This window comes from Pseudomonas sp. SZ40 (genome assembly GCF_052958135.1).
Genome location: NZ_JBQWIF010000002.1, coordinates 115869 through 126567 on the forward strand (window position 1 = coordinate 115869; position 10699 = coordinate 126567).

Below are 10699 nucleotides of genomic sequence, written 5' to 3' on the forward strand. Positions count from 1 at the left end.
GCCGGGCGGCGATCCGCTTCAGCCCACCGTCAGCTACCAGGCATCAAGCCTGGTAGCTGATATGCCCATTCACCAGCGTATAGCGCACCTGGCCGGGCAGGCAGTGGCCGAGGAAGGGGCTGTTGCGACCCTTGGAGTGCCAGCTCTCGCCGGCCACGGTGGAAGCCTGGGGATCGAACAACAGAATGTCCGCCGCACCACCGACCTGCAGTTTGCCAGCCGGCAGGCGCAGGGCCTCGGCCGGACCACTGCTCAGGCGGGCGAGCAGGGTGGGCAGATCGAGCAGGCCATCCTGGACCAGCGTCATCGCCAGTGGCAGCAACAACTGAACGCCGCTCATGCCGGGTTCGGTCTCGCCGAAAGGTGCCAGCTTGGCGTCACGTTCATGGGGCTGGTGATGGCTGGAGATGGCGCTGATCACTCCGCTCTTCACCGCCTCACGCAGCCCATCACGGTCGGCGCGAGTACGCAGCGGTGGTTGCACGTGGTAGAGGCTGGAAAAATCGATCAGCGCTTCGTCGGTCAGGATCAACTGATAAAGCGCCACGTCGGCGGTGACGGGCAGGCCGCGTGCCTGAGCGTCGGCTATCAGTTGTGCGCCACGTGCACTGGTCAGCTGGCTGAAGTGCGCACGCACGCCACTCTGCTCGACCAGCAACAGGTCGCGAGCCAGGGCCACGGTTTCGGCGGTTTCCGGAATTCCCGACAGACCGAGGAAGCTGGCGGTGGCACCTTCGTGGGCCAGGCCGCCTTCGGCGAGGTCATGATCCTGGGAGTGGATGATTACCGTCAGGTCGAAGGTGGCCGCATATTCGAGGGCGCGGCGCAGGGTGCGTGCGTTGCGGAAGTTGTTGAGACCGTTGCCGAACGCCACGCAGCCTGCATCGCGCAGGGCGACCAGTTCGGCGAGCTGCTCGCCATCGAGACCCTTGCTCAGGGCGCCGATGGGAAACACCTTGGTATGACCGGCTTCGCGAGCACGGTCGAGAATCAGCTCGGCAACCGCCGATGTGTCCAGCACCGGTTTGGTGATGGGCGGGCAGCACAGGCTGGTGACCCCGCCGGCAGCGGCTGCCAGGGTTTCACTGGCGATGCTGCCTTTGCGGCTGTAACCGGGCTCGCGCAGGGCGACGGACAGATCGACCAGGCCGGGTGCGGCGATCAGCCCCTGGGCATCGAGCGTGTGATCGGCTTCGAAGCCGGCGGGTGCCTGACCGATAGCGCTCAGCTTGTCGCCTTGCACATAGATGTCCGCGACCTTGTCGAGGCCGCTGAGTGGGTCGATTACGCGGGCGCCGAGGATCCGGGTACGCATCAGTTGTGCTCCTCGGAGTTGAGTTGTCGTTGCGCGTTCTGGCCGCTCATGGCCATGGACAGCACGGCCATGCGGATGGCGATGCCGTAGGTGACCTGGTTGAGAATGACCGACTGCGGGCCATCGGCGACCGCCGACTCGATCTCGACCCCGCGGTTGATCGGCCCCGGGTGCATGACCAGCGCATCCGGCTTGGCCAGTTTGAGGCGTTGCTCGGTCAGGCCGAACAGGCGATAGAACTCGCCCTCGCTGGGCAGCAGGCCGCCTGTCATGCGCTCGCGCTGCAGGCGCAACATGATCACCACGTCGACATCCTTGAGGCCTTTGGTCATGTCGCTGTAGACCTTCACGCCGTATTGCTCGATACCCACGGGCAGCAGGGTTTTCGGCGCGATCACGCGGATGTCCGGGCAGCCGAGGGTTTTCAGCGCCAGCATGTTGGAGCGCGCCACTCGCGAGTGCAGGATGTCGCCGACGATGGCCACCGAAAGATTCTCGAAGCTGCCCTTGTGGCGGCGAATGGTCAGCATGTCGAGCATGCCCTGGGTCGGGTGCGCATGGCGCCCGTCACCACCGTTGATGATCGCCAGGTTGGGGCATACGTGCTCGGCGATGAAGTGCGCAGCGCCGGAATCGGCGTGGCGCACCACGAAGATGTCGGCAGCCATGGCTTCCAGGTTGCGCAGGGTGTCGAACAGCGTTTCGCCCTTGCTGGTCGAGCTGGTCGACACGTTGAGGCTGATCACGTCGGCCGACAGGCGCTGGGCAGCCAGTTCGAAGGTGGTGCGGGTGCGCGTGGAGTTCTCGAAGAACACGTTGCACACTGTCTTGCCGCGCAGCAGCGGGACCTTCTTCACGGCGCGGGCGCCGACTTCGAGAAACGAGTCGGCGGTATCGAGGATTTCCGTCAGCAGCTCGCGCGGCAGGCCGTCGAGGGACAGGAAATGGCGCAACTGGCCTTGGTCGTTCAGTTGCAGCGGGCGCTTGGCATCGATTGGGGTCATTGCGGACGGCCTTGGTCGGAAAGCGTCTGGAGTTCGAGGGTGAAGGGGGCGGGGCCGGACAATTTTACCCGCTGATCGGCCGCCAGCGACAGCGTCGCGCCGACCACGTCCGGGCGAATCGGCAGTTCGCGGGCATCCAGGTCCAGCAGGCTGACCAGGGTCACGCTGGCGGGGCGGCCGTAGTCGAACAGCTCGTTGAGGGCCGCACGGATGGTCCGGCCGCTCATCAGGACGTCGTCGATCAGCACCAGATGCTGGCCTTCGATCTCGAACGGCAGCTCGGAGGGCTGCACCTGAGGGTGCAGGCCATTCTGGGTGAAATCGTCGCGGTAAAAGGAAACGTCGAGGATACCCAGTGGCTCGTCGCGGCCCAGTTGCTCCAGCAACGCCTGGGCGACCCATACGCCACCGGTGCGGATGCCGATGAAGCGCGGCGTGGCAATCTGCCGCCGGTTGAGGTGAGCGATCAGCGAGGATGCCATCTGCGGCAGCAGTTCGGCGGGGTTGGGTAGACTCATCGAAAAGCTCCTTGTGGCCGTGGCTGATTCAGCCCGGGCTGTTTTCTTCCAGCCAGCCCTGCAGCAGCAGGGCCGCGGCGAGGGCGTCTACCGGGCGCTGGCGATAACCGCCAGTCTGGCCCTGTTGCAGGCGTTCGCCCTTGGCGGCGTAAGTGGTCAGGCGTTCATCGTGGGTGAAAACCGGCAGGTTGAAGCGGCCGTTGAGGCGGCGGGCGAACTTCTCCGCGCGCTCGCTCATGTCGCTGGGGGTGCCGTTCATGTTCAGCGGCAGGCCGACGACCAGAGCGTCAGGCTGCCATTCGCGTATCAGCGCTTCGACCTTCTGCCAGTCCGGCACGCCATTCTGAGCCTTGAGGATGCACAGCTCGCGGGCCGAGCCGGTGATCGGCTGGCCCACGGCGACACCGATCTGCTTGGTGCCGTAATCGAAGCCGAGCAGCAGGCGCAGCGGTTTGCTGCTCGCCTCGGCCATCAGGCGTGCCCCGCCTGGGCGGTGAGCAGGTTGAGATCGATGCCGAGCAGCGCGGCGGCAGCGCCCAGGCGCTTGTCGTACGGCGTCTCGAACAGGATCGTCTGATCCGCCGGACAGGTCAGCCAGGCGTTGTCGGCCAGTTCCTCTTCCAACTGCCCGGCTCCCCATCCCGCATAGCCGAGGGCGATCAGATGCCGGGCCGGGCCTTCGCCCTGGGAGATGGCGAACAGCACGTCCTGGGAGGTCGACAGGCCCAGATCGCCCAGGTCGAGGGTGGCCTGGAAGTGCGGGCCGCTAGGGTGCAGCACGAAACCACGATCCGTCTGCACCGGGCCGCCGCTGAAGATCGGCAGGCTTTGACAGAGCACCGATGGTTCGCTGTCAGGGCGCAGTTGTTCGAGCACGTCGGCCAGGTTCAGGCCGTTGGGACGGTTGATCACCAGCCCCATGGCGCCCTGATCGCTGTGCTCGATCAGATAGATCACGGTCTGCGCGAAATTCGGATCGGCCATGTGCGGCATGGCGATCAGAAAGTGATGTTTGAGGATGCTCGGGGTGGCGTCTTTCATGGACGCTAGTTTGAAGCTGCAAGGCTCAAGCTACAAGCTGCAAGTGAGAGCGAAACGCGATTGATCGTCCGTTCGTCTCGCGGTCGAATTGTTGCAGCTCGAGGCTGCTTCTTCAGTTGCTCGACAGGCGGTCGCCACGCTCGAAGCGCCAGGTACGGATGATCTCCAGGCGGTCGATGTCCGCCAGGTCGCCAGCGAACGGTGCATAAGGGGCCGCGAGGCGGACGATACGCATGGCGGCCTGGTCGAGTACCTGCTCGCCAGAGGATTCGAGTACCAGCACCTCATACAGACTGCCGTCTCGGTTGATCGATACCAGGAGCCGCAGGCTGCCGTAGATCTGCCGACGTCGGGCGTCGTCCGGGTAGTTCAGGTTGCCGACGCGTTCGACCTTCTTGCGCCACTCGTCTTTGTACCAGGCACCCTTGTCGCGCATGGTCGAGGCGGCGTTGAGGCGATGAATCTTCGGTCGTTTGGCGTACTGCTGCACCTCGTTGGCCAGCTCCGCTTCCAGGCTGGCGATTTCCGCAGACAGTTGTGCGCTATCGAATGCCGGGGCGGTAGGGGCTGGGGGCGTAGGTTTGGTCTCTTCGCGCTTGGCGGGTGCTTTCTGAGCCTGTGGCGCCCTGGTGGTGACGACCGCCTTGGGCGCCTCCGGTTTTACCGCGGGCGGCGGTGGGGCAGCCGCGGGCGTCACCTTGCGGACTTCGGTGTCTTGAAAGGGCGCCTGTTCCGTGGTGGTCGGCGCTGCTTTCTTATCCAGGGTGCCGCTGCCCTGCTGGTTGTCCTGGGCGAGGAAGTCCGCTTCCTTGGGCTTTTCATCGCTCTTGAAGGTGGACAGGGTGATTTCCAGTGTCTTGCTGATCTGCCCTGGCTCGACGAAAGAGAAGCCCACGCCGAGGATCAGCGCTGCGTGCAGCACGGCCGCGAGAAACAGGGTGAACCCCAGGCGATCCGCCGGGCGAACGCCGGAGGCGGTGACATCGGGTGGGGTAGTTGCTGCGTTCATCGGTCTTCGGTCGTCAGAGTCTGTCAACGGTCGGTGCGGCTGTGCTGGAGCGTCAGCAGCCCCTCAGGGCTGGTTTCGTTTCAGCGCAAACCACAGGGCCATGCCGGGTGGGCACGGCCTCTGAATTGCCGCGCAGTCTGCCGAGGCGTCCGAGAAAAGTCTATGAAGCACTCCGCGCATTGAGCTTTTCGGCAATCTTGTCCATCAACTGTTCGCCAATGCGTGTATCGAAGGCTGCATCGATCTCGCGAATGCAGGTCGGGCTGGTGACGTTGATCTCGGTGAGGCGGTCGCCAATCACGTCCAGGCCGACGAACAGCAGGCCTCGCTCACGCAGGCTCGGGCCGACTGCCGCAGCGATTTCGCGGTCGCGATCGGTCAGTGGACGAGCTTCGCCACGGCCGCCAGCAGCCAGGTTGCCACGGGTTTCGCCGCTGGCGGGAATGCGTGCCAGGCAGTAAGGCACCGGTTCACCGTCTATCATCAGAATACGTTTGTCGCCGTCGAGAATGGCCGGCAGATAACGCTGCGCCATGATCTGTTGACTACCATGAGCGGTAAGGGCTTCGAGAATCACCGACAGGTTCGGGTCACCTTCGCGGTGACGAAAGATCATCGAACCACCCATGCCATCGAGGGGTTTGAGAATGATGTCACGGTGCTGTCGCGCAAAATCGCGCAGAATGTCGGGTCTGCGGCTGACAATCGTCTCCGGCGTGAACGTCGGAAAGCGGGTGGCGAAGAATTTCTCGTTGCAGTCGCGCAGGCTTTGCGGTCGGTTGACCACCAGGGTGCCGGCTTCTTCGGCCTGCTCGAGCAGGTAAGTTGAATAGACGAATTCGTTATCAAAGGGCGGATCCTTGCGCATCAGGATCACATCCAGTTCGGCAAGCGGCAGGTCCTGCTCTTCGCCGAGCTCGAACCAGCGTTGCGGATCTGCGAATACGTGAAGGGGGCGTGTGCGGCCCCGGGCGACACCAGCGGCCTGGTAGAGATCCTTCTGTTCCATATAGAAGAGGCTCCAGCCGCGGGCCTGGGCAGCCAGCAACATGGCCAGCGAGCTGTCCTTCTTGTAGGAAATCTGCGCGATGGGATCCATGACGATGCCGAGCCGAACGCTCATTGAAGTATCTCCGTGAAGGGCGGTTGAAAATACCGCCGCAAAGGCAGCGGGGGTCAGCGCCAAGGGTGGCGCTGACAGGGCTGGTGGTCAAGGGAAACCGGGCTGATGGCTTGCATGGGGAGAGTGTGCTAAAAAGGCCCAGCGATGGGCCGGGCCCAATGGTTTCAGGGCTTTCGGCACACTGGAAATGGCGTAACACAACGACTCACCGAAGTGGTGGCAGGGCAGACATGGAACAGCAATCCGAAGGTTTGAGGGTGATGGTGATCGACGATTCGAAAACGATTCGTCGTACAGCGGAAACCTTGCTGAAAAAGGTGGGTTGCGAGGTGATCACTGCGGTGGACGGCTTCGATGCTCTGGCAAAGATCGCCGATACCCATCCGAACATCATTTTCGTCGACATCATGATGCCGCGTCTCGATGGCTATCAGACCTGCGCCTTGATCAAGAACAACAGCGCCTTCAAATCCACGCCAGTTATCATGCTGTCGTCCAAGGATGGCCTGTTCGATAAAGCCAAGGGCCGTATCGTGGGTTCTGATCAATATTTGACCAAACCATTCAGCAAGGAAGAGCTGCTCGGCGCGATCAAGACCCATGTCCCGGAGTTCTCTCCGGTCGAACAGGCATCCTGACGTCCGGCTGACGCCACAGACGCCTCCTCTTTATGTATTGGGAAACATCATGGCTCGAATTCTGATTGTTGATGACTCGCCGACCGAAATGTACAAGCTGACCGCCATGTTGGAAAAACACGGGCACCAGGTACTCAAGGCCGAAAACGGTGCTGATGGTGTCGCTTTGGCGCGCCAGGAAAAGCCCGACGCTGTATTGATGGACATCGTCATGCCTGGCCTCAATGGCTTCCAGGCGACCCGGCAGCTGACCAAGGATGCCGAGACCAACCATATTCCGGTGATCATCGTCACCACCAAGGATCAGGAAACCGACAAGGTCTGGGGCAAACGCCAGGGCGCCAAGGATTACCTGACCAAGCCGGTGGATGAAGCCACTCTGCTGAAAACCCTGAACGCGGTGCTGGCCGGCTGACGCCGGACCGCATCGCAGCACAAGAAGAAGGTCACGGCAGGCATGTCAGAGACACGCACCCCTTTTCAGATTCTTCTCGGCATCGAGCAGCGCTGCCGTGCGGTGGCGGCTGGTCTGCCATCGCAGAAAGTGGCGGTACAGACCTGGAGCGGGATTGGTTTTCGCATGGGCGAACGGTTGTTCGTCGCACCGATGGGAGAGGTCGGTGAAGTCCTGCACGAACCACGGCATACCCTGCTGCCCGGCGTGAAGAGCTGGGTCAAGGGTGTGGCCAACGTGCGCGGGCGATTGCTGCCGGTCATGGATCTGTGCGGTTTTTTCGGCAGTGAACTGTCACCGCTGCGCAAGCAGCGGCGCGTGCTGGTCGTCGATCATCAGGATGTCTTCGCTGGCCTCACGGTCGACGAGGTATTCGGCATGCAGCACTTCGCGGTGGATACCTTCTCCGAGCAGCTGCCACCGCTCGAGTCGGCCATTCAGCCGTTCATTCATGGTGTGTTTCAGCGCGAGCAGCCATGGCTGGTGTTCAGCCCTCACGCGCTGGCACAGGCTCCAGAGTTTATCGACGTTGCGTTTTGAGAGCTTTTCGGTGGGGGCGGCGTAGCCAGCCTTCTGATGTTATATGGAATTCGTAGTGCTGTAGGGTCCAGGCGGGGGCCAGAAGATGAAAAGAGAAACCTCAAACAATGTGCTGGCGGGGACACGAGTTGGTGCCCTCGTAGCGGGGCTGTTCGTCGTCCTGATCATTTCGATCGTGATGCTGTTCGCCAACTTCGCGTATGTGAATACGCAAAGTAACTACGACACCGAGTACATCGGTCACGCTGGCGAGCTGCGCGTGCTGTCCCAGCGTATCTCCAAGGACGCCACCGAAGCGGCTGCGGGTACGCCTGCCGCCTTCGCCCTGCTGCGCGACGCGCGTAACGATTTCCAGGAGCGCTGGGCGTACCTCACCGACGGTAACGCGCAGAGCGGCTTGCCCGCTGCGCCTGCCGCCGTGCAGGAACAGATGGCTGCCGTGCAACAGGACTGGGACGGCCTGCGGCAGAATGCCGATGCCATCCTGGCCAGCGAGCAGACCGTTCTGTCGCTGCACCAGGTTGCCGCCACGCTGGCGGAAACCATTCCGCAACTGCAGGTCGAGTACGAAGAAGTGGTCGACATCCTGCTGGAAAGCGGCGCGCCGGCTGCCCAGGTTTCGGTTGCCCAGCGCCAGTCGCTGCTCGCCGAACGGATTCTCGGCTCGGTGAACAAGGTCCTCGCCGGTGACCAGGATTCGGTTCAGGCCGCCGACATGTTCGGTCGTGATGCCAGCCTGTTCGGTCGCGTACTGAGCGCCATGCAGGAAGGCAACGCGGCGATGGAAATCGCCAAGGTGAGCGACCAGGAAGCCCTCGAGCGCCTGGCGGAAATTTCCGAGCTGTTCGAATTCGTTTCCGGTTCCGTGGACGAGATTCTGGAAACCTCGCCTGAGCTGTTCCAGGTTCGTGAATCGGCCAACACCATCTTCACCCTGTCGCAGACGCTGCTGGACAAAGCCTCCACTCTGTCCGAAGGCTTCGAAGGCCTGGCTGCCGGTCGTTCGCTGAACACCGTCGCCGGTTACCTGCTGGGTGCCCTGGCGCTGGGTTCGATTCTGATCATCGGCCTGGTGATGGTGCGTGAGACAAACCGCCGTCTCGCCGAAACCGCCGAGAAGAACGAGCGTAACCAGACTGCGATTCTGCGTCTGCTCGATGAGATCGCCGACCTCGCCGACGGTGACCTGACGGTGGCCGCGACGGTAACCGAGGACTTCACCGGTGCCATCGCCGACTCCATCAACTACTCCATCGACCAGCTGCGTGACCTGGTAGCCACGATCAACCTGACCGCCGTTCAGGTAGCTGGCGCTGCCCAGGAAACCCAGGCCACGGCCATGCACCTTGCCGAGGCTTCCGAGCACCAGGCGCAGGAAATCGCCGGTGCTTCCGCGGCGATCAACGAAATGGCCGTGTCGATTGACCAGGTATCGGCGAACGCCTCGGAGTCCTCCGCGGTAGCGGAGCGTTCCGTAGCCATCGCCAACAAGGGCAACGAAGTCGTACACAACACCATCACCGGCATGGATAACATCCGTGAGCAGATCCAGGACACCTCGAAGCGGATCAAACGCCTCGGTGAATCGTCCCAGGAGATCGGTGACATCGTAAGCCTCATCAACGACATCGCCGACCAGACCAACATCCTCGCACTGAACGCCGCGATCCAGGCCTCCATGGCCGGTGACGCAGGCCGAGGCTTCGCCGTGGTAGCGGACGAGGTACAGCGCCTCGCAGAACGTTCCTCGGGCGCGACCAAGCAGATCGAGGCACTGGTAAAGACCATTCAGACCGACACCAACGAAGCCGTTATCTCCATGGAGCAGACCACCTCCGAAGTGGTACGTGGTGCTCGACTGGCACAGGATGCGGGTGTGGCACTGGAAGAGATCGAGAAGGTATCCAAGACCCTCGCGGCGCTCATCCAGAACATTTCCAACGCTGCACGTCAGCAGGCTTCGTCCGCTGGCCACATCTCCAACACCATGAACGTGATTCAGGAGATCACCTCGCAGACGTCGTCCGGTACCACGGCCACCGCCAAGAGCATTGGTAACCTGGCCAAGATGGCCAGTGAAATGCGTCATTCGGTATCCGGTTTCACCCTGCCACAAGACGGCGAGCAGGCCTGATCGACTGCCGGGCGGCGCATTGAACGATGCGCTGCGCGGCAGACGCAGGCGTGAGCGAGGTGCACGACATGCAGTCAGGCGTCTGGGCCCTGCAACCGTTGGCGGACATGTCCGCCACGGAGTTCCGTGACTGGCAACAGTTGCTGGAATCACGGCTCGGCATGGTGCTCAACGAGCAGCGCCGGATCTTCCTGCAGACCAACCTCAGCACGCGCATGCGCGAACTGGGCATCAGTGATTACGCCAGCTATTACCGGCAGGTCACCGATGGCCCGCGCGGGGCGGTGGAATGGGCGAATCTGCTGGATCGGCTGACCGTGCAGGAAACCCGCTTCTACCGGCATCCGCCCTCGTTCGAGGTGTACGAAGCCTACGTCGCCCGCCGCGACGAACAGGGGCTGGATGCACCTCTGGCGATCTGGAGCGTGGGTTGCTCCAGTGGTGAAGAACCCTACTCGCTGGCCATTGGCGCCAGCGAGGTACTGGGTGCTGAGGGGTTGTTCGGTGTCACCGGCACCGATATCAGCCGCAGTGCCCTGAGCAAGGCGCGAGATGGTCTGTACGACGTGCGCCGTTTGCAACAGATGGATGAAAGCCTGCGCGAACGCTACTTCCAGCAGCAGGCCGATGGACGCTTCAAGGTGTTACCAGGGCTGGCTGCGCGAGTGTGCTGCGCCAAGCTCAATGTGCTGGAGTTGGACAAAGCGCCAATGACCGGCATGGACGTTATTTTTTGCCAGAACTTGCTGATTTACTTTCGTCGCTGGCGGCGCCGCGAGATCCTCAACCGCCTGGCCGAGTGCCTGGCGCCTGGGGGCTTGCTGGTGGTCGGAGTGGGCGAGGTGGTCGGTTGGCAGCACCCGGACATGCTTCCGGTCGCCGATGAGCGAGTGCTGGCGTATACCCGCAAGGGCTAAGAAACG

At 62.6% G+C, this 10699-nt stretch carries 12 protein-coding genes; 5 read left to right on the forward strand and 7 right to left on the reverse strand.

What is annotated here, in order from left to right; all coding sequences use genetic code 11:
• Nucleotides 1-43: 43 nt before the first annotated feature.
• The 7 genes from ACT9T4_RS02485 to gshB form a co-directional block, all read right to left on the reverse strand.
• Complete coding sequence (locus tag ACT9T4_RS02485) at nucleotides 44-1315, reverse strand: dihydroorotase (protein ID WP_499115364.1); 1272 nt, start codon at nucleotides 1313-1315, stop codon at nucleotides 44-46.
• Complete coding sequence (locus tag ACT9T4_RS02490) at nucleotides 1315-2319, reverse strand: aspartate carbamoyltransferase catalytic subunit (protein WP_499115366.1); 1005 nt, start codon at nucleotides 2317-2319, stop codon at nucleotides 1315-1317. Before ACT9T4_RS02490 ends, ACT9T4_RS02485 begins: the two co-directional genes overlap by 1 nt.
• On the reverse strand, nucleotides 2316-2837 hold the full coding sequence (gene pyrR / locus ACT9T4_RS02495) for a bifunctional pyr operon transcriptional regulator/uracil phosphoribosyltransferase PyrR (RefSeq protein ID WP_042552457.1): 522 nt from the start codon (nucleotides 2835-2837) through the stop codon (nucleotides 2316-2318). The genes ACT9T4_RS02490 and pyrR overlap by 4 nt, the downstream gene beginning before the upstream one ends.
• Nucleotides 2838-2865: 28 nt before the next feature.
• Nucleotides 2866-3309 carry a Holliday junction resolvase RuvX gene (gene ruvX, locus ACT9T4_RS02500; RefSeq protein WP_499115368.1) on the reverse strand — a complete coding sequence of 148 codons (444 nt, stop codon included), beginning with the start codon at nucleotides 3307-3309 and terminating at the stop codon, nucleotides 2866-2868.
• On the reverse strand, nucleotides 3309-3878 hold the full coding sequence (locus ACT9T4_RS02505; RefSeq protein ID WP_042552455.1) for a YqgE/AlgH family protein: 570 nt from the start codon (nucleotides 3876-3878) through the stop codon (nucleotides 3309-3311). The genes ruvX and ACT9T4_RS02505 overlap by 1 nt, the downstream gene beginning before the upstream one ends.
• A 112-nt stretch (nucleotides 3879-3990) precedes the next feature.
• The gene (locus ACT9T4_RS02510) at nucleotides 3991-4887 is read right to left on the reverse strand and encodes an energy transducer TonB (RefSeq protein WP_042552454.1); all 897 of its coding nucleotides are present in this window, start codon (nucleotides 4885-4887) and stop codon (nucleotides 3991-3993) included.
• 160 nt (nucleotides 4888-5047) lie between these two features.
• The gene (gene gshB, locus ACT9T4_RS02515; protein WP_042552453.1) at nucleotides 5048-6010 is read right to left on the reverse strand and encodes a glutathione synthase; all 963 of its coding nucleotides are present in this window, start codon (nucleotides 6008-6010) and stop codon (nucleotides 5048-5050) included.
• A gap of 230 nt (nucleotides 6011-6240) precedes the next feature.
• Between gshB and pilG the strand changes: the two genes are divergently transcribed.
• From pilG to ACT9T4_RS02540, 5 genes are all read left to right on the forward strand, one after another.
• Complete coding sequence (gene pilG, locus ACT9T4_RS02520) at nucleotides 6241-6648, forward strand: twitching motility response regulator PilG (protein WP_042552452.1); 408 nt, start codon at nucleotides 6241-6243, stop codon at nucleotides 6646-6648.
• 49 nt (nucleotides 6649-6697) lie between these two features.
• Nucleotides 6698-7063: a twitching motility response regulator PilH gene (gene pilH / locus ACT9T4_RS02525; protein WP_042552451.1), complete on the forward strand. Its 366-nt coding sequence runs from the start codon at nucleotides 6698-6700 to the stop codon at nucleotides 7061-7063.
• Nucleotides 7064-7105: 42 nt separating this feature from the next.
• A complete protein-coding gene (locus ACT9T4_RS02530) occupies nucleotides 7106-7642 on the forward strand; it encodes a chemotaxis protein CheW (RefSeq protein WP_042552450.1) in 537 nt (178 codons plus the stop codon).
• 85 nt (nucleotides 7643-7727) lie between these two features.
• Nucleotides 7728-9776, forward strand: coding sequence for a methyl-accepting chemotaxis protein (locus tag ACT9T4_RS02535; RefSeq protein WP_042552449.1), 2049 nt, complete (start codon nucleotides 7728-7730; stop codon nucleotides 9774-9776).
• A 68-nt stretch (nucleotides 9777-9844) separates the two neighbouring features.
• The gene (locus tag ACT9T4_RS02540; RefSeq protein ID WP_042552524.1) at nucleotides 9845-10693 is read left to right on the forward strand and encodes a CheR family methyltransferase; all 849 of its coding nucleotides are present in this window, start codon (nucleotides 9845-9847) and stop codon (nucleotides 10691-10693) included.
• Nucleotides 10694-10699 lie beyond the last annotated feature (6 nt).